This is a genomic window from Pseudomonas sp. P1_F1_2 (assembly GCF_056405815.1).
The window spans coordinates 1-23542 of record NZ_JBFUBK010000045.1; the positions used below are offsets into that span (position 1 = coordinate 1).

The 23542-nt window shown below is 58.9% G+C and carries 21 protein-coding genes and 1 pseudogene; 18 read left to right on the plus strand and 4 right to left on the minus strand.

Going from position 1 to position 23542, the window contains the following annotated elements; genetic code table 11:
• Window positions 1-215: 215 nt before the first annotated feature.
• A complete protein-coding gene (locus tag AC1D2P_RS15235; protein ID WP_109784820.1) occupies window positions 216-842 on the minus strand; it encodes a dihydrofolate reductase family protein in 627 nt (208 codons plus the stop codon).
• A gap of 270 nt (window positions 843-1112) precedes the next feature.
• Between AC1D2P_RS15235 and AC1D2P_RS15240 the strand changes: the two genes are divergently transcribed.
• From AC1D2P_RS15240 to AC1D2P_RS15255, 4 genes are read left to right on the plus strand one after another with little or no spacing between them, the layout of a single operon-like run.
• A complete protein-coding gene (locus AC1D2P_RS15240; RefSeq protein ID WP_109784819.1) occupies window positions 1113-1709 on the plus strand; it encodes a paraquat-inducible protein A in 597 nt (198 codons plus the stop codon).
• Window positions 1706-2362 (plus strand): paraquat-inducible protein A, encoded by a 657-nt coding sequence (locus tag AC1D2P_RS15245; RefSeq protein ID WP_109784818.1) that lies wholly within the window; start codon window positions 1706-1708, stop codon window positions 2360-2362. The genes AC1D2P_RS15240 and AC1D2P_RS15245 overlap by 4 nt, the downstream gene beginning before the upstream one ends.
• Window positions 2343-4004, plus strand: a complete 1662-nt coding sequence (locus AC1D2P_RS15250) for a PqiB family protein (protein WP_046027304.1) — start codon at window positions 2343-2345, stop codon at window positions 4002-4004. The genes AC1D2P_RS15245 and AC1D2P_RS15250 overlap by 20 nt, the downstream gene beginning before the upstream one ends.
• Before the next feature lie 29 nt (window positions 4005-4033).
• Entirely contained in the window at window positions 4034-4594 is a 561-nt protein-coding gene (locus AC1D2P_RS15255; RefSeq protein WP_077430185.1) for a PqiC family protein, read from the plus strand.
• A 6-nt stretch (window positions 4595-4600) separates the two neighbouring features.
• Here the strand turns inward: AC1D2P_RS15255 and AC1D2P_RS15260 are convergent.
• Together AC1D2P_RS15260 and AC1D2P_RS15265 are read right to left on the minus strand one after the other, a co-directional pair.
• Window positions 4601-4780 (minus strand): annotated as a pseudogene (locus tag AC1D2P_RS15260) (two-component sensor histidine kinase); the annotation flags it as partial.
• Window positions 4781-4991: 211 nt separating this feature from the next.
• Window positions 4992-5195, minus strand: coding sequence for a hypothetical protein (locus tag AC1D2P_RS15265; RefSeq protein WP_477811488.1), 204 nt, complete (start codon window positions 5193-5195; stop codon window positions 4992-4994).
• Here AC1D2P_RS15265 and pmrG point away from each other — a divergent pair.
• From pmrG to AC1D2P_RS15295, 6 genes are all read left to right on the plus strand, one after another.
• Window positions 5194-5754, plus strand: coding sequence for a lipopolysaccharide core heptose(II)-phosphate phosphatase PmrG (gene pmrG / locus AC1D2P_RS15270; RefSeq protein WP_477811489.1), 561 nt, complete (start codon window positions 5194-5196; stop codon window positions 5752-5754). The two genes, AC1D2P_RS15265 and pmrG, sit on opposite strands and share 2 nt — an antisense overlap.
• A gap of 309 nt (window positions 5755-6063) precedes the next feature.
• Window positions 6064-7827, plus strand: a complete 1764-nt coding sequence (gene arnT, locus AC1D2P_RS15275) for a lipid IV(A) 4-amino-4-deoxy-L-arabinosyltransferase (RefSeq protein ID WP_477757314.1) — start codon at window positions 6064-6066, stop codon at window positions 7825-7827.
• Window positions 7824-9380: an ArnT family glycosyltransferase gene (locus AC1D2P_RS15280; protein ID WP_223525311.1), complete on the plus strand. Its 1557-nt coding sequence runs from the start codon at window positions 7824-7826 to the stop codon at window positions 9378-9380. The genes arnT (AC1D2P_RS15275) and AC1D2P_RS15280 overlap by 4 nt, the downstream gene beginning before the upstream one ends.
• 349 nt (window positions 9381-9729) lie before the next feature.
• Complete coding sequence (locus AC1D2P_RS15285) at window positions 9730-10743, plus strand: iron ABC transporter substrate-binding protein (RefSeq protein WP_477811490.1); 1014 nt, start codon at window positions 9730-9732, stop codon at window positions 10741-10743.
• A 3-nt stretch (window positions 10744-10746) separates the two neighbouring features.
• Window positions 10747-12345: an ABC transporter permease gene (locus AC1D2P_RS15290; RefSeq protein ID WP_477757312.1), complete on the plus strand. Its 1599-nt coding sequence runs from the start codon at window positions 10747-10749 to the stop codon at window positions 12343-12345.
• A complete protein-coding gene (locus tag AC1D2P_RS15295) occupies window positions 12342-13412 on the plus strand; it encodes an ABC transporter ATP-binding protein (protein ID WP_109784812.1) in 1071 nt (356 codons plus the stop codon). Before AC1D2P_RS15290 ends, AC1D2P_RS15295 begins: the two co-directional genes overlap by 4 nt.
• Before the next feature lie 10 nt (window positions 13413-13422).
• Here AC1D2P_RS15295 and AC1D2P_RS15300 read toward each other — a convergent pair whose 3' ends face one another.
• A complete protein-coding gene (locus AC1D2P_RS15300; RefSeq protein WP_408980989.1) occupies window positions 13423-14361 on the minus strand; it encodes a site-specific integrase in 939 nt (312 codons plus the stop codon).
• Between the two features lie 382 nt (window positions 14362-14743).
• On the opposite strand from AC1D2P_RS15300, the gene arnB reads away from it, so the two are divergent.
• The 8 genes from arnB to AC1D2P_RS15340 are packed head-to-tail and all read left to right on the plus strand — an operon-like array spanning window position 14744 to window position 23538.
• Window positions 14744-15892 (plus strand): UDP-4-amino-4-deoxy-L-arabinose aminotransferase, encoded by a 1149-nt coding sequence (gene arnB / locus AC1D2P_RS15305; RefSeq protein WP_109784810.1) that lies wholly within the window; start codon window positions 14744-14746, stop codon window positions 15890-15892.
• Window positions 15889-16908, plus strand: a complete 1020-nt coding sequence (arnC, locus tag AC1D2P_RS15310) for an undecaprenyl-phosphate 4-deoxy-4-formamido-L-arabinose transferase (RefSeq protein WP_477757311.1) — start codon at window positions 15889-15891, stop codon at window positions 16906-16908. The genes arnB and arnC overlap by 4 nt, the downstream gene beginning before the upstream one ends.
• The gene (arnA, locus tag AC1D2P_RS15315) at window positions 16905-18896 is read left to right on the plus strand and encodes a bifunctional UDP-4-amino-4-deoxy-L-arabinose formyltransferase/UDP-glucuronic acid oxidase ArnA (RefSeq protein ID WP_109784808.1); all 1992 of its coding nucleotides are present in this window, start codon (window positions 16905-16907) and stop codon (window positions 18894-18896) included. Before arnC ends, arnA begins: the two co-directional genes overlap by 4 nt.
• Entirely contained in the window at window positions 18896-19780 is an 885-nt protein-coding gene (gene arnD, locus AC1D2P_RS15320; RefSeq protein WP_109784807.1) for a 4-deoxy-4-formamido-L-arabinose-phosphoundecaprenol deformylase, read from the plus strand. The genes arnA and arnD overlap by 1 nt, the downstream gene beginning before the upstream one ends.
• Window positions 19777-21423 (plus strand): lipid IV(A) 4-amino-4-deoxy-L-arabinosyltransferase, encoded by a 1647-nt coding sequence (gene arnT / locus AC1D2P_RS15325; RefSeq protein WP_477757310.1) that lies wholly within the window; start codon window positions 19777-19779, stop codon window positions 21421-21423. Before arnD ends, arnT (AC1D2P_RS15325) begins: the two co-directional genes overlap by 4 nt.
• Window positions 21420-21764 (plus strand): 4-amino-4-deoxy-L-arabinose-phosphoundecaprenol flippase subunit ArnE, encoded by a 345-nt coding sequence (gene arnE / locus AC1D2P_RS15330; RefSeq protein ID WP_109784805.1) that lies wholly within the window; start codon window positions 21420-21422, stop codon window positions 21762-21764. Before arnT (AC1D2P_RS15325) ends, arnE begins: the two co-directional genes overlap by 4 nt.
• On the plus strand, window positions 21761-22162 hold the full coding sequence (arnF, locus tag AC1D2P_RS15335) for a 4-amino-4-deoxy-L-arabinose-phosphoundecaprenol flippase subunit ArnF (RefSeq protein WP_109784804.1): 402 nt from the start codon (window positions 21761-21763) through the stop codon (window positions 22160-22162). The genes arnE and arnF overlap by 4 nt, the downstream gene beginning before the upstream one ends.
• Window positions 22159-23538: a UDP-glucose dehydrogenase family protein gene (locus AC1D2P_RS15340; RefSeq protein ID WP_109784803.1), complete on the plus strand. Its 1380-nt coding sequence runs from the start codon at window positions 22159-22161 to the stop codon at window positions 23536-23538. Before arnF ends, AC1D2P_RS15340 begins: the two co-directional genes overlap by 4 nt.
• The last annotated feature ends 4 nt before the right edge of the window (window positions 23539-23542 follow it).

Below are 23542 nucleotides of genomic sequence, written 5' to 3' on the forward strand. Positions count from 1 at the left end.
GGTTTTCGCAGCTGAAAAGTACGCGCTCGAGATTGAAATCTTTGCTACCGGCAAAGGTTTCCAGAAGTAGATTTCAAGCAGCAGCGTGCAAAAAAGGCGTTTTCACCAGTCAATGACCAGGCCGTTTTGGATGACCGACTTTTTCAACAGAATCGGCCAGAAGTGGTTACCCAGCGGGAGGAACAAAAGACCGCGAACCCGCAAGCATGGCCAATCTATTCACCTTCATCGAACGTTCCAGTGCGTACCTCCCCGTCTCGCACATACCGCGTGATCAGCACACCGCTGGACGTAATTATCGAGTTCACCAATGTGAAGGCCTCAGGTTGCGCCGTGTCGTCGAACAAGCGCTTGCCGCGTCCCAGAACCACGGGAAACGTCATCAGCCGAAGTTCGTCGACCAACCCGGCGGCGAGCAGTTGATGCACCAGATTGCCGCTGCCCTGCGTCAACAGGTCAGCGCCGTCGCGGTGCTTGAGCGTGCGGATCGCGTCGACAAGGTTTCCTTGCAATGCATGACTGTTGTGCCAATCCAGCGTCTCGGGGCGATGCGTGGCTACATGCTTGGGGACGCTGTTGAACAGGCTGGCGATGTCATGACTGTTGGAGTCGGCAGGTCTGTGGGGCCAGTACGCCGCGAATATGTCGTAAGTGCGCCGCCCCAGCAGCAACTCGAACGGCTGCGAAAACAGATCCTGTATCGCCTGGCCGGAGACTTTGTCGGCGTAAGGCACGATCCAGCCACCGAAGCGGAATTCGCCACTGGTGTCTTCTTCCGGCCCGCCCGGCGCTTGCATAACGCCATCCAGACTCATGAATGCGGCAACGGTGAGCTTGCGCATGGTCTTCTCCCGGTGAGTTCTCGTACAGGGAATGCCTGAGATCGGTGCGATGCGACAGATTCATTCCCTGTTTGTTAGTCGAACAAGGCGCGGTGAAATCGACATCGTAATAGCGGTAAATATGGAGTTCGACGAATTCGCTGTCTCGCGTGGGCAGCTGTTTCATGGCCATTAAGCTCCATCGTATCGACTTTCGATTTGCTCAATTGCGAGTCACTTCTATATTGAGGAGGTGCTCTGAACTTCCTGCCCTTTGTTGAGCCTTGGCCCATGGCAACTACTGATCAGCTGATCATCTGCGAGCACTGCGACTGTGTGTATGAAAAAGTCACGCTCGCCAAACACCAGAAAACCCTGTGTACGTGCTGCGGCGGCGTGCTCCAGCGCTATAACGGTCTGACAGTGGAGCAACGCCTGGCGTTGACCTTCGCCGCGTTGATGCTGTGGGTTTTCGCCAATTTTTATCCGGTCATGAGCATCAGCCTCAAAGGCTTGAAAAACAGTGCAACGCTCTGGGATTCAGTCCTGGCCCTGAGCATGGGACCGATCACCTTCATTGCGATGGTCGCGGCGATTGCGATGATCATCGCACCGATTTTCCAGCTGTTGTTGCTCATCTGGGTCCTGGGTTTTGCCCTCTCACACCGTCGTTCACCCGGTTTTAAATTCTGCATGCGCTGGCTGGAGGCCCTCAGGCCCTGGAGCATGCTGGAAGTCTGCCTGCTGGGTGCAATGGTGGCGGTCATCAAACTCGCCGGATTGCTGGACGTACTGCCCGGCATCGGCCTGTTTGCGCTTGCCGTGCTGAGCCTGATGATGATCCGCATCGCCGGGCGCGATATCCGTGAATTATGGGACATTCTATGAATACCCCTCCGGTCGCCAGCGAACTCAACCTGTGCCTGTGTCACAGCTGCGGCCTGGCCTGCGACATGACCGGCGAGCCGCATGAATGTGAGCGCTGCGGTGCGCCCCTGCATCGGCGCAAAACCAACTCGCTGAACCGCACGTGGGCCTACATGTTCACCGCCCTGGCGTTTTACGTCCCGGCCAATCTGTTGCCGGTGATGAACACCAAGATGGTCGGTAACGGTGCCGACAGCACGATCATGAGCGGCGTACTTGAGTTCTGGGAGGCCGGCGCGTGGGACATCGCCCTGATCATTTTCATCGCCAGCATCGCGGTGCCGGGCATCAAGTTTTTGGCCCTGACGTTCCTGCTGTTGTCCGTACACCGCGACAGCCAGTGGGCACTCAAGGAACGGTCGCAGCTGTACCGCTTTGTGGAGGTCATCGGTTACTGGTCAATGCTCGATGTGATCGTCGTGGCACTGGTGGCCTCCCTGGTGAAGTTTCAGGCCCTGGCCGACATCGAACCGCGCCCGGGCATCCTGTTTTTTGGTTTGGTGGTGGTGTTCACCATGCTGTCGGCGATGAGTTTCGACCCGCGCCTGATCTGGGATTCAACGCGGGAAAACCCACAAAACGAGGAGGTCATGGATGAAGTCGCAAGCCACTGAAGGGCCACAGGCCCCCGGACAGGCCCCAATCAAGACTGGCCGCAGCGTTTCACTGGTCTGGATCGTTCCGATTGTCGCGGTATTGGTGGGTATTTCCCTGGTCGTCCACAGCATCTTGCAGGAAGGCCCGACTATCACGGTTACGTTCAAGACCGGTGATGGCCTGACGGCCAACAAGACCGAGGTCAAATACCGCAACGTGATCATCGGCCAAGTCTCGGACGTAGAACTGAGCAACGACCAGAAGAGTGTCAACGCCACGATCAAACTGGCCAAGCAGGCCGAAAGCTTCACCCGTGAAGACTCGCAATTCTGGGTCGTGCGTCCGCGCATCGGTGCCGGCGGTGTCTCAGGGATCGATACATTGCTGTCCGGTGATTACATCGGCGCCGACATCGGCCAGGCCAATGGCCGCGCGAAAAACTTCAAGGGCCTGGAAAACCCGCCGGCGATCACCTATGGCGAACCCGGCAAGCGTTTCACCTTGCACACCCAGGACCTGGGCTCGCTGGACATTGGCTCGCCGGTTTACTACCGCAAGATTCCGGTTGGCCAAGTGGTGGCCTATGGATTGGACCCGGATGGCAAAGGGGTGAACATCGACTTGTTCATCCATGCACCCAATGACCAGTACGTCACCGAAAACACCCGTTTCTGGAACGCCAGCGGTATCGACGTAAGCGTGGGTGCCAACGGTTTTGCGGTCAAGACCGAATCCTTGTCCTCGATGTTGGTAGGCGGTATTGCCTTTCGCGCGCCGGAGTACAGCCCTAACGATAAACCTGCCGCCGAAGAATATGCCTACGAACTGTTCGAGGACCAGCAAAGCGCCCTCGCGCCACCGAATGGCAAGCCGCAATTCCTGGCCCTGCGTTTCGATCAGGCCATGCGCGGGCTCAAGGTCGATGCGCCGGTGGAATTCCTGGGCATGGAGATCGGCAAGGTGGTATCGGTCAATCTGGATTTCGACGCGCAAAAGCGCACGTTCCCGGTCAATGTCGGCATCGTGATCTACCCGCAGCGTTTGGGGCAGGCCCACACCAAAATGATCAAGGCGCTCAATCATGACCCCAATGACGAAGCGGCCAGCGTTCGGATGATTGGCTCGTTTATCGAAAACGGCCTGCGCGCCCAGGCCCGTACCGGCAATCTGTTGACCGGTCAGTTGTACATTTCCCTGGACTTCTACCCTAAAACCGAAAAAGTGGCCTTCGATCCAAACGCACGCCCGGTCATGATTCCGACGTTGCCGGGTAGCCTTGAGCAATTGCAGGAAAAACTGGAGGCCATGGTCGACAAACTCAACAAACTGCCAATCGATCGTATTGCCGGCAACCTCGACAGCAACCTCGTGGAACTGCGCAAAGGCTTGGCGCAATTCAATACCAAGACCCTGCCCGGTGTGAGCACCACCCTGTCGGACGTCAGCACGACCCTGCAATCGGCCAATACGACGATAAAGTCGGCCGGTTCCACCATCGCCGAAGACTCGCCGCAACGGGTACAACTGGGAGAAACACTGGATGAACTGGGGCGCGCGGCAAGAGCGTTGCGTCAGCTGGCGGATTATTTGAGCCGGCATCCAGAATCGCTGATTCGTGGTCGACCCGAAAATGCCTCGGCTAAGGACCTGAAACAATGACCGCGCCGCAGAACAARGGAGCACGACGTATGGGTTTTTCGCCGAAGATCACCTTGATCACTGCGCTGATGCTGCTGGCGGCCTGCCGCAGTGAACCGGTTCATTACCACACGCTGATGCCGCAGCAAACCGGGGGCGCGGCGCACAGTAACGGGATGTACATCGAGTTTGATGCTGTCAGTGTGCCGGCGCAGGTCGACCGGACGCAGATAGTCATTCGCCAGGGAAACAGTGGCCTGGTCCTGCTGGAAACCGACTGGTGGGGCGCATCACTGTCTGAGGAATTACAAAGCGCACTGGCGGCTCAACTGATCAACGCCAACCCCCCACGCAAATTGTCGTTGCGAGTGGAGGTGCAGCGCTTTGATTCTGTTCCCGGCCAGTACGGGCTGATCGAGGCGACCTGGCGCTTGCGGGGCATCGGTGAAGGCAATGTTTCATCACTCACCTGCCATAGCACTTTGCAAACACCTTCGGCGACAAGTATCGAAGACCTGGTTGCCGCCCAGCAGAACAATGTCAAACGCCTGGCGGCCGTGATCGGCCAGGCGGCCAGGGGGTCGCAACAGAGTTGCCCGTCCTCCGGTTGAAACCGATTACGCCGGCTTAAGCTCAACGGTGAAACAGCAGCCGTTGGGCTCAAGGCTGCCGAGCGTCACTTGCCATTGCTGTCGGCTACAGATCCGCTGCACCTGCGAAAGCCCTGATCCCAAGCCCGCTCCCCGACTTTCATCGTCGGGTATGAAAGGCTGGAACATCGCATGACGTTTTTCTTCCTCGGCAAAGCAACTGCGGAACTTCTGTAACAAGTTTCACACCGTATTTGATATTGACTTTCAAATACTCCGCGCAACTAGTTAGTTTGTAATAATGTTGTAGATCATCACACTAGAAGCATTTGCCCTTCGATCATCTGCGCAAAATTTTCACATCCGTTTCACCACGTTCACACGCCTCAGCCTTTAACGTACCGCTCATCATCCAGGTTTAGTAAAACTTGATTTGAAATTCGTCAGGTTTTTCTGCGGCCAAAGCCGCCTTATGTCCGGTGTCGCGAACAGTCAAGGGTAAGAACATGCTCAAAACGGTATCACCTGCCACCTCAGCGCCACGCCAGGGTTCGCGCCTCACCCGAGTGGTTGCGATCTCGGGCTCACTGTTGGTGGCTGCTCTCGTGACAGGTTTTGTCATGTGGCACACCTCGCCGACAAATCTGGGAAGCGCCGACGCCCAGGCCCATGCCGAACTGCTCAAGCATTGGCAGGCCGGAGAAGTGGTGGTGTTGGTGCGACACGCCGAGCGCTGTGACCGGTCGAGCAACCCGTGCCTGGGTCCTGCCGACGGCATTACCCGCCATGGCAGCGAAACAGCTACGGCGGTAGGTAAAGGCTTTATGGGCCTGGGCATGGCGCAGACCGATGTACTTGCAAGCCCGGTGACCCGCACCCAACAAACAGCGCACGCCATGTTCGGCAAAGATGCGGTCGCCCAAGAATGGCTGGCCAGTTGTGGCACCGCACTGCGTAACGATGTGGTTGCGCACAAGGTTGCCCATCGCAACAGCGTGCTGGTGACGCACAGTGGCTGTATCAGCGACTTTGAAAAAGAGACAGGTTTCAAACACGCTGCCGACAGTGAATACACCAGTTCATTGTTCGTCAGCATCGATGCACAAGGGCAACTCAAGGTGTTGGGCATCCTGCAACCTGAAGACTGGCCCTCGCTGGCGACTGCAGCAGCACGCAAGTAACGACTCGCCAGCCGGCAGTAACAATGGAAGGTGAACGGTGCATTTTAAGTGCACCCATGGAACCTTCCTTAGTTAAGTGCCCGACAGTGAAAGTTAATCTTTCTCAATGGACAGCTGAACGCTAGTTCACCTTTATTTTCGATTTTGTCAGGAACCATTCAACCAAGGAGGCTGATAGTTCCAGATCAAAGAAATCACTTACTCCGGCTGTATCTGTGCCTTCGGGCAATTTATTCCAGTGCTGTGCTTTCGCAGGATTGCGCCGAGCCCTGCACTGAATTCGGTAACGTCTCTAAGTCAGGTCGAGTCATGACGTCCCAAAACAATCCGTTGCGACACCCGGTCGGGGCACAGTCCTACCGTTATACCGGCACTTCAAACGCCGCCAATCGCTGGATTGTGCCCGGTCTGGTTCTCGCCTTTGTGGTGTTCTACCTGCTGCCCTTGATGACCCACGGCCTGTGGATCCCCGACGAGCCCCGTTATGCCCAGATCAGCCAGGAAATGCTCCTGAGCGGCAACTGGGTCGCGCCGCACTTCATGGGCATTCGCTACTTCGAAAAGCCCATCGCCGGGTACTGGATGATTGCCATCGGCCAGGCGGTTTTTGGTGACAACCTGTTTGGTGTGCGCATTGCTTCGGCGCTCAGTACCGGGCTAAGTGTCTGGTTGACGTACCTGATCGCCCGCAGGCTTTGGAGCGACCCGCGCAAAAGCGCGGCCTGCGCGTTGCTGTACATGAGTTTCGGGCTGATTGCCGGCCAGGCCGGTTACGCCAACCTCGATCCGCAATTCACCTTCTGGGTCAACCTGAGCCTGGTTGCGCTGTGGTTTGCCCTCGACGGTCAAACCCCACGAAGCAAGGTGGGTGCCTGGGCGATGCTGGGGTTCGCCTGTGGCATGGGCTTCATGACCAAGGGCTTTCTGGCCTGGTTGTTACCCGTGTTGATCGCCCTGCCCTACATGCTTTGGCAACGGCGCATGGGTGAACTGGTGCGTTACGGTTCGTTGGCCGTGCTGGTGGCGGTGGTGGTGTGCTTGCCTTGGGTGCTCGCCATTCACCACCGGGAGCCGGACTTCTGGCGCTTTTTCTTCTGGAACGAACACGTGCGCCGGTTCGCCGCCGATGATGCACAGCATGCGCGGCCATGGTGGTTCTATCTGCCCTTGCTGGTGGTGTCGAGCCTGCCATGGGCGGCGTTGCTACCGACCACGTTCATCAACGCCTGGAAGCACAAACGCCAGCCTGTCTTCGGTTTCCTGCTGCTTTGGCTGCTGTTGCCACTGGCTTTCTTCAGTTTGAGCAGCGGCAAACTGCCGACCTACATCATGCCGTGCCTATTGCCGCTGGCCCTGCTGATGGGGCACACGGTCATGGAGCTCCTGAACCAAGGGCGAGCGCGGTCGCTTCGCATCAATGCGGCGATCAACATCACCGTGGGCACTGTTGCCCTGATCGCCCTGCTCTATCTTCAGGTTTCCAAAGAGATCTACGAAAACACCGAGATGTTCAGCCTGTCGCTGGCGTTCATCGTGTTGCTCGGCTGGATCATCAGCAATTCATTACAAGCCCTGCGTCCACTGACTTTTTGGGCGATGCCGGCGATCGGCATCTGGATATTGATTGCGTTGTTGCCAGCCGCCATGCCGGCACAGGTCGTCAACAGCAAGATGCCGGACCAGTTCATTGCCGAACACCTCGATGCATTGGGCAAAACAAGTTCTTTGCTCAGTAACGATCTCGGTGCGGCCTCCGCGTTGTCCTGGCGTTTGAAGCGCCCGCAAGTCGATCTGTTCAATACCATCGGCGAGCTGAAGTACGGTCTCGGCGACCCGGCCATGGCTTCGCGCAAAGTGACCCTGGACAACGTCGATGAGTGGATGACCGAGGCGCGCAAAAAAGGCTCGGTCGGTGTGGTGATGCGGGTCAACAGTGTCGCGGAAATCGAAGAAGTCGAGCGGTTGCCTATCGATGGCAAACGCTATCAGCGTGGCAATCTGCAGATCCTGATTTTTCCGCAAACCAGCCCTGACAAAGTTTCGCCACCAGCACCGACTGGAAACCCGTCATGAAGTTCTGGGCCAGTGACAGGGGCCGGTTAACGCTCCTGCTGGGTGCAACAGCGTTGATGCTGTTGCTGGGGCTGGGCACCCGGGAGTTGTGGGGCGCGGAAACACGCTGGGCCAACATCGCCTTACAGATGCTGCAAAGCGGTGACTATATTGATCCCTACCTCAAGGGCGGGGCCTACTACGACAAACCCCTGCCCTCCTATTGGTTGATCACCGCCTCCGCCTGGTTGACGGGTGGCCTGGACCCTTGGTCGTTGCGCCTCTCGTCAGTGATTGCGGCGTGGCTGAGCGTGTGGCTGGTGTACCTGATCGGCGAACGGCTGTATCGCAAAGGTACCGGTTTGATTGCCGGCTGGATGCTGGCGACCACCTTCTATTTTATCTTCTGGGCACGGGTTGCCACGGCTGACATTCTCACGGTGTGCGGCGTACTGGCGGCGGTGTGGTGGTACTGGCGGGGGCCCGACGACACACGGTTCAGCCGCTACCTGGTGTTTTGCCTGCTGCTGTCCTTGACCTCACTGTTCAAAGGTTTGATCGGCTTCATCCTGCCAGGGTTGTTGTTATTGCCTCATCTGTTGCAGGAGGGTCGCTGGAAACGCCACCTCAATTGGCGGCTGTGTGCAGCCCTGTCGGTTGCCGGCGTTTTCTACATGACACCGTTCATGTTGTCGCATGTGTATGGCACACCGACCTATGGCGAAAGTGGCTTGGGCTTGGTGTTGCGCGAAAATGTCGTCCGGTTCTTCCAGCCGTTCGATAACATCGGGCCGATTTACACCTACCTGCTTTACCTTCCCGTCTACACCTTGCCATGGGCGCCGTTCTGGTTGTTGGCGCTGTGGGTCTCTGCACGCAACTGGCGCAGTGTCGAACCCAATACACGTTGGCTGATCTGGGGGCTGGGGCTGCTGATGCTGTTTTTCACCGCCAGCGGAAGTCGACGCAGCTACTACGTATTGCCCCTCGTGCCCTTCGCCCAGTTACTGGGGGCTTGGTGGATCACCCGGCGCATGGCCGAACGCAACGCCGACAGTGCGTTTGGCAGTCGCGGGTTGAAGATCGGTTTCGGGGTGAGCGCAGTCGTATTGATGACTGTGCTCGGCGTGCTGTACCCCTGGACTAACAGCGGTGGCGGCGTGGTGGATTTCGGTGAGACGGTCAAGTTTGAAGCCAGCAAGCGGGCGCCGTTGGAGCACTGGCGCATGGTGATGATCGACGTCGACAACAAAGTGCCGATGTACCTGCAAACCGGTGGCGCACCGTTCTATTACGTGCAGGAAACCGAGGACTTCCCTCGCTCCGGCAACACCGCGACACTGATGGCCTGGCTGGATAACGCCAGCGGCCAACACTGGAATCCGCAGCGCACCATTGTGGTCGCGCAGTACCACAAGGGTGATGCGCTGCCGCTGAACTACCTGAGTGCCGACCACCAGGTCATCACCACCACGCCCACCAACGGCGAGCGGATGTTCCACGCCCGAGAGGAACAGAGCGTGGCGTTTATTCCCGAGTCGTCCACGACGAAAACTGAAACGACCGGCCCCTAGGCGTCCGCCGGGCCACTGAGCTATCCTTTCGCCACCTTCTGGTGTGGAGCGGCCGCCCGTCACAATCGGGGCGATTGCTCAAATCCCGATACGGCTGGTGCCCCCCCCAACATCGCGCTTGATCTGCCTGACCTTGATCGATGACATCGTTTGACATCGATCAAGGGCAAGGGGTCAAAGGAATGCTAACCTGAATGGAAATGACATGTATTAACGGTTTCTTTGACGTTTTTTTCTCATTTAGCGCTCTACATTCCCTGCCGACTCAAAGCATGCAAATGATTCGCATTGATTGACAGATGAATCGGCGTGCATGACTTCTAAAAAAGAACAGGAGCAGCCCCCCAGAATGACGCCCTCGATCCCTTCGTTCCTCAAATCCGCACTGCTAAGCACTGCACTGCTGGCCGCCGGGCACRTGTATGCCGCTGATACCGCCGGTATCGTGGTCTACAACGCCCAACACGAAAGCCTGACCAAGGCCTGGGTCGAGGGTTTCACTCAGGAAACAGGGATCCCGGTCACCTTGCGCAACGGCGACGACACCGAGATGGGCAACCAGATCGTACAGGAAGGCGCCGCCTCCCCGGCCGATGTGTTCCTGACCGAAAACTCCCCGGCCATGGTGCTGGTCGACAAGGCCGGGCTCCTTGCTCCGGTAGCGCCGACCACGCTGGAACAAGTCGAATCAGCTTATCGTCCGGCGCATGGCAAATGGATCGGGATCGCCGCGCGCTCCACGGTGCTCGTGTACAACCCGAGCATGCTGCCTGAAGCCGATTTGCCCAAGTCGCTGATGGACCTCGCCGGGCCAAACTGGAAAGGCCGTTGGGGCGCGTCGCCGGCCGGCGCCGACTTCCAGGCCATCGTCGCCGCCGTGCTCGAACTTAAGGGCGAAGCAGCTACCCTCGAATGGCTTAAAGGGTTGAAAGCCAACGCCACGATTTATCGCGGCAACAGCGCCGTACTCAAGGCAGTCAATGCCGGCCAGGTCGACAGCGGCGTGATTTACCACTATTACAGCTACGGCGATCAGGCCAAGACCGGCGAAAACAGCAAGAACACCGCCCTGTACTACTTCAAACATAAAGACCCGGGTGCCTTTGTCAGTGTTTCCGGTGGCGGCGTTCTGGCCTCCAGCAAACACAAGGAAGAAGCACAGGCGTTCCTGAAATGGATCACCGGTAAAGAAGGCCAGAAAGTCCTCGAAACCGGTAAGTCGTTCGAGTACGCCGTGGGTAAAAACGCACCCTCCAACCCTAAACTGGTGCCTTTGCAGCAGCTGGACGCGCCAGCAGTCGATGCCTCAAAACTCGACAGCAAAAAAGCCGTGGAGCTGATGACTCAGGCGGGATTGCTCTAATTGATGCCAGAAACCCTGCCAGGGGGTGTCGCCACGGCGATGCCCTCGAACTTGCGACGACGCGCCCGTGGTGTCTTCGCAGGTCGCGGCGGCGCGTGGGTGATCAGTTTATCCATACTGGTCTCGCTCCTGTCGCTATTACCGATTGCCTTCGTACTCGGTGTGTCGATCCAGACAGGCTGGGCGGCCATCGTGCCGCTGGTCTTTCGACCTCGGGTCGCTGAATTACTGTTCAACACCGTGCTGCTGGTGCTGATCACTATTCCTTTATGCATCATGCTGGGCCTGGCGCTGGCCTGGCTGACAGAACGCACCAACCTGCCGGGTCGACGCGGGTGGTCGCTGCTGGCGACGGCGCCGCTGGCCGTACCGGCGTTCGTACACAGCTATGCGTGGGTGAGCCTGGTGCCACCGATACATGGGCTGTTTGCCGGCGTCCTGGTCTCGGTCATCGCCTACTTCCCGTTCCTGTACCTGCCAATCGCCGCCACCTTGCGCCGGCTCGACCCGGCCATCGAAGACGTCGCCGAATCGCTGGGGCTCAAGCCCTGGGCGGTGTTCTTTCGTGTGGTGCTGCCGCAACTGCGTCTGGCCATTTGTGGCGGAGCGTTGTTGGTGGGCCTGCACTTGCTGGCCGAATATGGCCTGTACGCGATGATTCGCTTCGACACCTTCACCACCGCGATCTTCGACCAGTTCAAATCCACCTTCAACGGCCCGGCCGCCAACATGCTGGCCAGTGTGCTGGCCCTGTGTTGCCTGGCGATGCTGACCGCCGAATCCGCCGCTCGCGGAACGGCGCGTTATGCCCGGGTGGGGTCGGGAAGCGCGCGCGCACAGCGGGTTGTGCGCTTGGGTTCGCTAGCCAAAACACTTGGCCTGCTGCTGCAAATCATCACCTGCACGCTGGCACTGGGTGTGCCGTTGATCACGCTGGGCAAGTGGCTGATGGCGGGCGGCACACAGGTCTGGGAACTGGACGAATTGATGCCGGCACTGCAACAGACATTGCAGCTTGGCGCGGCGGGCGCGGTTCTGACGACCTGCGCTGCGATTCCGATTGCCTGGCTGTCAATTCGCTCGCCGGGACGGTTGCAACGGGTACTGGAAAGCTGCAACTACATCACCAGTTCGTTGCCGGGGATTGTCGTCGCGCTGGCCCTGGTGACCGTCACCATCCACTTTGCGCGGCCGATTTACCAGACTACGATCACCGTGCTGCTGGCGTATTTGCTGATGTTCTTGCCTCGGGCGCTGGTGAGTTTGCGCGCGGGTATTGCCCAGGCGCCGGTAGAGCTGGAAAACATCGCGCGCAGCCTCGGCCGCTCGCCCGGTCGGGCCTTGTGGCTGATCACCTTGCGCCTGGCCGCACCGGGTGCCGCCGCTGGAGCAGCGCTGGTGTTTCTGGCGATTACCAATGAACTCACCGCCACCCTGTTGCTCGCGCCCAATGGGACGCGCACCCTGGCCACCGGTTTCTGGGCCATGACCAGCGAAATCGACTATGCCGCGGCTGCGCCCTATGCGCTGTTGATGATCCTGCTGTCACTTCCGTTGACCTGGCTTCTTTATCACCAATCCAAACGAACGGCTGGCCGATGAACGCACTTGAACTGCATGCCATTTCCAAGTCCTATGGCGACCAAAAGGCGCTGGAGAGCATCAACCTGTCGGTGCCCAACGGCAGCCGAACGGTGATTGTCGGCCCGTCCGGTTCAGGCAAAACCACCCTGTTGCGGATGATTGCCGGCTTCGAGTTCCCGGACACGGGCCGTCTTTCAATCAATGGCCAGACACTCGTCGACGACACCCACGAGGTGCCGGCCCATCAGCGCCTGATCGGCTACGTCCCCCAGGACGGTGCCCTGTTCCCGCACATGACCGTGGCCGCCAATATCGGTTTCGGCCTGTCGAAAAAGGGCCACGAAAAAAACGAACGCATCGCTGAACTGATGGACAGTGTGGCGCTGGACAAGAGCATGGCCAACCGTTGGCCCCACGAACTCTCCGGCGGCCAGCAGCAACGTGTGGCCCTGGCGCGGGCGTTAGCCCAGCAGCCACGCTTGATGCTGCTCGATGAGCCTTTTTCCGCCCTCGATACCGGTCTTCGAAGCGCCATGCGCAAGATGGTCGCCCGACTGTTGTCCGATGCCGGTGTCACCACCATCCTGGTCACTCATGACCAGAGCGAAGCGTTGTCATTTGCCGATCAACTGGCCGTGATGCGTGATGGCCGGCTCGTGCAGTCAGGCCACCCGCTGGATCTCTATCGCTACCCCGACGATGAGCAAACCGCGCTGTTTCTCGGGGATGCCGTGGTCATGCCTGCCAGAATCGAAGCCGGCTGGGCCCATTGCGACCTCGGCCGGATACCGGTGAACAACCACCGCAACAACAAATCGGCGCAAATCATGCTGCGCCCCGAGCAACTGCAACTCGTCAGCATCCATCCCAGCCCCGACGAAGTGGCCGGGTGCCGCGCCGTGGTCACCGACCGGGACTTCAGTGGCAATACCTGCACATTAACCGTGGAATTGCAGACCCCGGTCTTGGGGGAACAGTCGGGTCGGTCATTAACGGTACGCAGTTCAGGTATGTACGCGCCGCCTGCCGGCAGCGCGGTGCATGTCTCGACCATCGGCCATGCCCACGTGTTCAGCGAGTCGTAACCGGCCTGTTTTAAAGATCAAAGCGATCCACTGCGCGTCGCCGCTCGTTGTCGTCGCGCACATCGTAATTGGCGGTCGTCTGGATATTGCTGTGATGCGCCAGTTTCTGGGCAATGGACAAATCGTGCTCCTCGATCACGCGAGTAATGAATGAGCGCCGAAAATCATGCGGCATGATCTTCACACCCACCTCGGCACCGCGCTGGCGCGCAATGTAATAGATCGCATGCTTGGTCACGCGCTCGCGGGTGATATGGCTGCCACGCCGGATCCGATTGAACAGAAACGGGTCGTCCACTTCGCCCTCCTTGAGCTGTGAACGACGAAACGCCAGCCAGGCCTCCAGTTTGGTGAAGGCCCAGGCGGGTGCGTACTTGATCAATTGCTTGTTGCCCTTGGCGGTGACCCGCAGGCTGCGCTCGGCAAAATCGACCTGTGACAGGTCCAGGTTCACCGACTCCGACTTGCGCATGCCCGAACCGTACAAAATCCCGATGATCGCTGCGTCCCGCAACCCTTGTGGCCGGGGATCGGCGGCACACACCGCCATCAACTCCTGGATCAGCGTGCGCCGCAAGTTACGCCCCTGGGACAACCGGGTGCCGGCAATCCCTTTGACCGAGCGCATTTTCAGCAGATGCTCCTGACTGATCAGGCTCATACGCCACGCCTCGTTCATCACCCCGCGCACCGCGTTAACGTACAGCGATGATGTATTGGGGGCGTAGCCGTCTTCGCGCAACGCAGCCACTAGCGCAATGACATTTTCCGGCTGCAGCTGATGCCAGGGGATCTCCTCGATGTTCACGTCTTCGAAACCCAGGCGATCCGCGGCATCCTGCAAAACATATCGCATGGTCAACTGACTGGAGGGCGCGAGCCGGGCCAGGTACAGGGTCAACGGATTGGTCTTTGTAGCAACAGGATGGGTAACAGGTAAGTCAATCAAACGAAACGGCCTTGTGAAAACGATGCAGTAAAGCAACTAAGGGTTGAAATATCCTTCATCTAAAATGGAGACTTCCGTAGGACTTTCCCTCTAAAAACCGCGATGAACGRCACGAGTCTGAACAGTGCCTGTATGACGCTCAGATAAACGAATTGCCAACCGGGTTTTCATGTTCCTTTCACGAAAATGCGCATACCCTCAACGAGTCGCGACTGTCCCTCACAGGGCTCCAACGTGCCGACCGGAACAAAAAAAGTCAATTGATGCGGTTTATCACGCAGTTTCGGTAACTGATTGAAGCAGCTAATTTTTTATCGTCTACGCTTGCCTTGGATCCAACACATCCGGTATTTATGTCCGTTCATTTCAGCCCGAGGTGCCCATGAGTCAGGCGTTTCTCCCCTTCTCCCGCCCGAGTATCGGCGATGAAGAAATTGCAGCCGTAGAGCAAGTATTGCGCTCCGGCTGGATCACTACCGGGCCGAAAAACCAGCAATTGGAAGAGCAATTCGCCAACTATGTTGGCTGCCGGCATGCCGTTGCACTTTCTTCGGCCACCGGTGGCATGCACATCACCTTGCTGGCACTGGGCATTGGTCCGGGCGACGAAGTCATTACCCCGTCCCAGACATGGGTGTCCACCGCCAACATGATCTGCCTGCTGGGCGCCACGCCAGTGTTCGTCGACGTTGACCGCGACACACTGATGAGTGATGCCACCAGCATCGAGGCGGCCATCACCCCGCGCACCAAGGCCATCATTCCGGTGCACTACGCCGGCGCTGCCTTCGATCTCGACCCGCTCTATGCGTTGGCCGACAAACACGGTATCGCCGTCATCGAAGATGCCGCCCACGCCGCCGGCACCTTCTACAAAGGTCGACACGTCGGCTCGACAGGCACGGCCATCTTCTCGTTCCACGCCATCAAGAACATGACCTGCGCCGAGGGTGCGATGTTCGTCACCGACGACGAAGCGCTGGCCAGCCGGGTGCGCATGCTCAAGTTTCATGGCCTCGGCGTCGATGCTTACGACCGCATGACTCACGGCCGCAAACCTCAGGCACAGGTGATGGAGCCGGGTTTCAAATACAACCTGGCCGACATCAATGCCGCCATCGCACTGGTACAGCTGGAGCGCCTGGACGACATCAACGCCAAACGCACCGAACTGGCACGCACGTACCTGCAACGCCTGGAAGGCAGCGCCGTGCAGCCGCTCGCGGTGCCGACCTACCCGCAACAACACGCCTGGCACCTGTTCATCCTGCGCATCGATCCCGAGCGCTGCGGGCTGGACCGTGAAGCGTTCATGAAGGGTTTGCAGGAGCAAAACATCGGCACCGGCATCCACTTTATAGCCACACACCTGCACACGTATTATCGTCAGCGTTTCCCGAACATTTATTTGCCCAACACCGAATGGAACTCGGCGCGGCTATGTTCGATTCCCTTGTTCCCGGACATGACCAACGATGATGTCAATCGTGTGGTCGATGCCATTGAAAACGTTATGGACAGAGCTCAGTGAAACCTTACCCAATCAATTGCGTATCGGTTGTTATCCCGGTCTACAACGAGCAAGACAGCCTGCCCGAGTTGCTTCGACGTACTGAAGCGGCGTGTGAGCAGTTGCACCATGAATACGAAATCGTGTTGGTGGATGACGGCAGCCGCGACGATTCGGCGCAAATCCTCGAGGACGCTACCAATCGCGAAGGCAGCAAAGTGGTCGCGGTCATTCTCAACCGCAACTACGGCCAACACGCTGCAATCATGGCGGGCTTCGAGCATTGCAAAGGTGATGTCGTCATCACCCTCGATGCCGACCTGCAAAACCCGCCTGAAGAAATTCCGCGACTGGTGGCCCAGGCCGAACTCGGTTATGACGTGGTCGCCACGGTGCGCAACAACCGTCAGGACTCGGCCCTGCGCCGCTGGCCTTCGAAGCTGATCAACCTCGCCGTTCAGCGCTCGACCGGCGTTGCCATGAGCGATTACGGCTGCATGCTGCGTGCTTACCGCCGCACCATCGTCGACGCGATGCTGGCCTGCCGCGAACGCAGCACCTTCATCCCGATCCTGGCCAACAGTTTTGCCCGGCACACCACGGAAATCCTGGTGATGCATGCCGAACGTGAACACGGCGAATCCAAGTACAGCCCCATGCGCCTGGTCAACCTGATGTTCGACCTGATTACCTGCATGACCACCACGCCATTGCGCCTGCTGAGCATCATCGGCTTCGCCATGGCCGGTCTGGGTGTGCTGTTTGCCATGACATTGATTTTCTTGCGCCTGGTGTTTGGCGCTGAATGGGCCGGCGACGGTTCGTTTGTACTGTTTGCCGTGCTGTTCGTGTTCACCGGTGGGCAATTCATCGGCATGGGACTGTTGGGCGAGTACCTGGGACGCATGTACAGCGATGTCCGTGCCCGCCCTCGTTTCTTTGTCGAAAAAGTCTTGCGCAGCCAACCCGCCGCGCCCGCCCCCGTTGTCACCGTTGACGGTCTCACTTCCACTTCTTCAGATCAGGTTCTCTCATGAGTGCAAAAGCTGTTGTCTTCGCCTACCACGATATTGGCTGTGCCGGTATCGAATCCCTGCTTGCGTCCGGCATTGAAATTGCCGCCGTGTTTACTCATGCCGATGATCCCAAAGAAAACGCCTTCTACGGTTCCGTTGCCCAGTTGTGTGCTCGAAAAGGCATCCCGGTTCATGCCCCTGAAGACGCCAACCATCCGCTGTGGATCGAGCGCATCGCCAAACTCGACCCGGATTACCTGTTCTCGTTCTACTACCGCAACCTGCTGACCGAACCGCTGCTGGCCACCGCCCGCAAAGGCGCATTCAACCTGCACGGTTCGTTGCTGCCAAGCTACCGTGGCCGCGCGCCGGCCAACTGGGTACTGGTGAACGGTGAAACCGAAACCGGCGTGACCTTGCACCGTATGGTCAAGCGCGCCGACGCAGGCGCGATCATCGCCCAGCAAAAAGTTGCCATCGAGCGCAGCGATACCGCCCTGACCCTGCACGGCAAGTTGCGCCTGGCCGCCACCGACCTGCTGCGCGACACCCTGCCCGCCTTGCTGCAAGGCAAAGTCACCGAAACGGCCCAGGACGAATCCAAAGCCACGGTGTTTGGTCGCCGCACACCTGCCGATGGCAAGCTGTTCTGGAAAAAGCCGGCAGAAGAACTGTTCAACCTGGTCCGCGCCGTGACCCAACCTTACCCGGGCGCTTTCTGCGACGTGGGCGAGCACAAGCTGATCGTCTGGAATGCTGAAGTAGCCAAGGGCAATGAAGGCCTGGCGCCGGGTCGCGTCATCAGCGTCGACCCTCTGCGCATCGCTTGCGGCGAAGACTCGCTGGTGATCACCGCCGGTCAGCGCAATGACAACGGTCTTTACCTGAGCGGCCCGCAACTGGCCAACGAATTGGGCCTGGTCGACGGCTCCGTACTGCGCGGTGCCGAATCCGGTCGTGCACCACGCCGTACCCGCGTGCTGATCCTGGGCGTCAACGGCTTCATCGGCAATCACTTGTCCGAGCGCCTGCTGCGTGACGACCGCTATGAGGTTTATGGCCTGGACATCGGCTCGGACGCTATCGAGCGCCTGCGCAGCCACCCGAACTTCCACTTCGTCGAAGGCGATATCAGCATTCACTCCGAGTGGATCGAGTATCACATCAAGAAGTGCGACGTGGTCCTGCCGCTGGTGGCGATTGCCACGCCAATCGAATACACCCGCAACCCGCTGCGCGTATTCGAACTGGACTTCGAAGAAAACCTGAAACTGGTTCGCTACTGCGTCAAATACAACAAGCGCGTGATCTTCCCGTCGACCTCGGAAGTCTATGGCATGTGCCAGGACCCGAACTTCGACGAAGACACCTCCAACCTCGTCGTCGGCCCGATCAACAAGCAACGCTGGATCTACTCGGTCTCCAAGCAACTGCTTGACCGCGTGATCTGGGCCTACGGCCAGAAAGGCTTGAACTTCACCCTGTTCCGTCCATTCAACTGGATGGGTCCACGTCTGGACCGTCTGGATTCGGCTCGTATCGGCAGCTCCCGCGCCATTACCCAGCTGATCCTGAACCTGGTGGAAGGCACGCCGATTCGCCTGTTCGACGGCGGCGAGCAAAAACGCTGCTTCACCGACATTGCTGACGGTGTTGAAGCGCTGGCACGCATCATCGACAACGACAACGATGTCTGCAACGGCCAGATCATCAACATCGGCAACCCGGAAAACGAGGCCAGCATCCGTCAACTGGGCGAAGAGCTGCTGCGTCAGTTCGAAGCTCACCCGCTGCGCAGCAACTTCCCTCCGTTCGCCGGTTTCCGCGACATCGAGAGCAAGGCGTTCTACGGCACCGGTTACCAGGACGTGTCCCACCGCAAACCGAGCATCGCCAACGCCAAGCGCCTGCTGGACTGGACGCCAACGGTGGAAATGAGCGAGACCATTGGCAACACGCTGGACTTCTTCCTGCGTGAAGCCATGCTCGAAATCGCGGACAAGCGTTAATGCAGGCAGGCCTTCGAATCGATGTCGACACCTACCGAGGCACCCGTGAGGGGGTGCCCCGGCTGCTGGAACTCCTCGATGAAGCGCAAGTCAAGGCGACGTTTTTCTTCAGTGTCGGACCGGACAACATGGGGCGCCACTTGTGGCGCCTGATCCGTCCGCAATTCCTCTGGAAAATGCTCCGTTCCAATGCTGCCGGGCTGTACGGCTGGGATATTTTGCTAGCCGGCACCGCCTGGCCAGGCAAACCGATCGGCCGTGACCTGGGGCATTTGATGCGCCAGGCCCAGGCTGCCGGGCATGAAGTCGGCCTGCACGCTTGGGATCACCATGGCTGGCAGGCCAACGCCGGACGCTGGAGCGACGCACAGTTGATCGAACAGATCCGCCGGGGCGTCGACACGCTCAGCGACATCCTTGGGCAAAAGGTCGACTGTTCAGCCGCTGCCGGTTGGCGCGCGGACGAGCGTGTGATCGAAGCCAAAGAGACGTTCGGCTTTCGCTACAACAGCGATTGTCGCGGACAGAGTCTGTTTCAGCCGATCCTGGCCGGTGGTGGTTTAGGTGCACCTCAGATACCGGTGGACTTGCCGACCTTCGACGAGGTGGTCGGCCCGACGGTCGCCGCCAATGACTTCAACGCCTTCATTCTTGATCGCTTTACCCCTGAACAACTCAATGTCTACACCATTCATGCAGAAGTAGAAGGGATTCTGATGGCCAACGATTTCCGTCAGCTGCTGGCCGATGCACGCCAGCGTGACATTCATTTCCAGCCCTTGGGCGATCTGCTCCCGGACGCTCTCAACACCTTGCCCACAGGACGTGTGCTACGTGGTGCCCTTGACGGCCGCGAAGGCTGGCTGGGAGTGCAAGGCGCATGAGCAAACGCTGGGCTCTTCCCCTATTGCTGGTCCTTTTCGCCTTGGCGTATCTGCTGCCACTGGGTACCCATGGCTTGTGGATTCCAGACGAAACCCGCTACGCGCAGATCAGTCAGGACATGCTCCTGAGCGGCAATTGGGTATCGCCGCATTTCATGAGCGTGCGCTATTTCGAAAAACCGGCGGCTGGTTACTGGATGATCGCTGCCAGCCAGGCGCTGTTTGGTCAGAACCTGTTTGGCGTTCGGTTTGCCTCGGCGCTGAGCATGGGCCTGAGCGTGTTGCTGTGTTTCCTGATCGCCCGCCGACTGTGGAACGATCCGCGCAAGAGTTTTGCCTGCGCACTGCTGTACATGAGTTTCAGCGTCATCGCCGGTCATGCCGGGTATGCCAACCTGGATCCGCAATTCACCTTTTGGGTCAACCTGAGCGTGGTCGGCCTGTGGTTTGCCCTGGACAGCGTCGGCCGTCAGCGACTGTTCGGCTGGGCAGTTCTGGGACTGGCCTGCGGCATGGGCTTCATGACCAAGGGGTTCCTCGCCTGGTTGCTGCCGGTGCTGGTGGCCCTGCCCTACATGATTTGGCAAAAACGCTGGAAAGAACTGCTGATCTACGGCCCGGTTGCGATTGTCGTGGCCATTGTGGTGAGCCTGCCGTGGGTGTTGGCCGTTCACTCGCAGGAGCCCGATTACTGGCGGTTCTTCTTCTGGCACGAGCACATTCGCCGCTTTGCCGGCGACGACGCTCAACATAGCGAGCCGTGGTGGTACTACCTGCCGCTGTTGGTCGCCTTCAGCTTGCCGTGGGTAGCGTTGCTGCCATCGGCGCTGAAACAGGCCTGGCAAACCCGTCGCCAGGCCAGCATCGGTTTCCTGTTGCTGTGGATGGTCATGCCGCTGGTGTTTTTCAGCATCAGCAAAGGCAAATTGCCGAGTTACATACTGCCGTGCCTGCTGCCCTTGGCCCTGCTGCTGGGGAACGCACTGGCCGACCGATTGAAGCTGGAACAGGGTCGCCTGCTGGGCATCAACGGCTTGCTGAACCTGGTGCTGGGCCTGGTCACCCTGATTGCCCTGGTCTACCTGCAACTGAAAAAGCCGCTGTATGACCATGAACTGCACAACCTGGTGTTGGTGTTCATCGGTTTGATTGGCTGGATCATGGCCAACCTGCTGCAAGCCTTTAGACCGTTGCAATGCTGGGCCGCACCGGCATTTGGCAGTCTGCTGCTGATCGGTTTGATTCCGGCCGGCTTGCCCAATTCGGTGGTCGCCAACAAGACGCCCGACCAATTCATCCTCCATCACATGGATGAGCTGGCACAGACCGACAAACTGTTGAGCAACGATCTCGGCGCCGCTTCCGCGCTGGCCTGGCGCATGAAGCACCCGGACGTGGCGCTGTACAACACGATAGGCGAATTGAAATACGGTCTTGCCTACCCTGACTCGGCACAGAAGCTGGTCACTGTCGGCCAGGTTCAGCAGTGGATGAGCGACGCCCGCCGAAGCGGCTCGGTCGGTGTGGTCATGCGGGTGAAGGGTGACGAGGAATTGCAGGAAATCGATCTGTTGCCCAAGGACGGTAAACGCTATGAACAAGGCAACCTCGTCATTCTGATTTTCCCTAAGGAGGCACCGTGAGCCTGCTGTTGGTACTGGTTGCGTGCCTACTGACATGCCTGGGACAGATTGCTCAGAAATACGCCGTAGAGAGCTGGCGTGGCCAGACCTCGGGATGGGCCGACAAGCTGCGCTCGCCGTGGTTGTGGCTGGCGCTTGTCTCGTTGGGGTTGGGCTTGCTGGTTTGGCTGCTGGTGTTGCAGCGCCTTGAAGTCGGCATTGCCTACCCGATGCTCAGCCTCAACTTTGTGTTGGTCACGCTGGTCGCCCGTTTTGTTTTCCATGAAACGATCGACCGCCAGCACTGGTTCGGGGTGGCACTGGTGATCGGTGGCGTGGTTCTGCTGGGGCAACACGCATGAGCCTGCGTCGCGGAATCACCTTCGCCATGGGCAGCGTGCTGCTGGTCAGCGCCGCGCAATTGGGCATGCGCTGGAGCATGACGCGCCTGCCGTCTCCGGAAAACGTGTTGTCTTCCAGCATCGATCTGGTCGCGGTGGCGGTCGTGCTGAGCGCGATTGTGGCCTACGCCCTCTCGATGCTCTGCTGGCTGGCCGCCCTGCGTGACGTGCCGCTGGGCCGGGCCTATTCGCTGCTGAGCATCAGCTACGCGCTGGTGTACTTGCTGGCCGCCAGCCTGCCAGTGTTCAACGAATCATTCAGTCTTTCAAAGACCGTCGGGGTGGCTTTGGTCATGCTCGGGGTCATCGTCATTAACTCTCGTTCAGTTCGCGCGCCCGAAATCAGGAGTGCTTCATGAAAATCAGTGTATTTGGTAGTGGTTACGTTGGTCTGGTGCAAGCGGCCGTCCTGGCTGAAGTCGGCCACGACGTGGTCTGCATGGACATTGACGAGAAAAAAGTCGAATTGCTGCAACAAGGCCATGTCAGCATTTTCGAACCGGGGCTGGCCAGCCTGGTGCGCGAAAGCCTGGACGCCAAACGCCTGCAATTCACCAGCGATGAAAAATTCGCCGTGCAACATGGCCAGGTCCTGTTCATTGCGGTGGGTACACCGTCCCAGGACGATGGCTCGGCGGACCTGAGCTACGTGATGTCGGTGGGCGATGCGGTAGCACGCCATCGCGAACAGCCGGCGATTCTGGTGGAGAAATCCACGGTACCGGTAGGCACCGGCGACGCATTGCGCGCGCATATCGACAAATGCCTTGCGAAGATCGGCCGCGATTTGCAGTTCGATATCGTCTCCAACCCCGAATTTCTCAAAGAAGGCTCGGCCGTGGCCGACTGCCGGCGCCCGGACCGGATCATCATTGGCTGTGAACGTGACGAAGTCCGCGAAGTCATGCGCGACCTCTATGCACCGTTCAACCGCAACCACGACCGTGTCATGTTCATGGACCTGCGCAGCGCCGAGCTGACCAAATACGCCGCCAACTGCATGCTGGCGACCAAGATCAGCTTCATCAACCAGATCGCCGAACTGGCCGAGCACCTGGGCGCCGACATCGAATCGGTGCGCCTGGGCATCGGCGCCGACTCGCGTATCGGTTACCACTTCATCTACCCCGGCTGCGGTTATGGCGGTTCGTGTTTCCCCAAAGACATGCGCGCGCTGATTCACAGCGCCCAGGAAGCGCACTGTTCCAGCGACCTGCTGCAAGCGGTGGAAGCCATCAACGAGCGCCAGAAGCACAAGCTGTTCGAACGGGTCAAGGCGTTCTATCGCGGTGATCTGCGGGGCAAGACCTTTGCCGTATGGGGCCTGGCGTTCAAACCCAACACCGATGACATGCGCGATGCGCCGAGCCGGGTACTGCTGGAATCGCTATGGGCTGCGGGCGCCAATGTGCGGGCTTTCGACCCGGAAGCCATGCAGGAAACTCAAAAGCTCTATCCGAATGAATCGAAGCTGATGCTCATGGGCACGCCGGAATCGGTATTGACCGGTGCCGACGCACTGATCGTCTGCACCGAATGGCAACAGTTCAAGGCGCCAGACTTCGACCTGATCCAGCAGCGCCTGAACGCACCAGTGATTTTCGACGGCCGTAACCTGTACGACGCAGACCGTATGGCACGCAACGGCTTCAAGTACTTCCCGATGGGCCGTGGCGAATCGCGCAACCTGCCGATTCCGTATCAGCAATGGTCCAGCAACGCCGTGGACGCGTAATCGC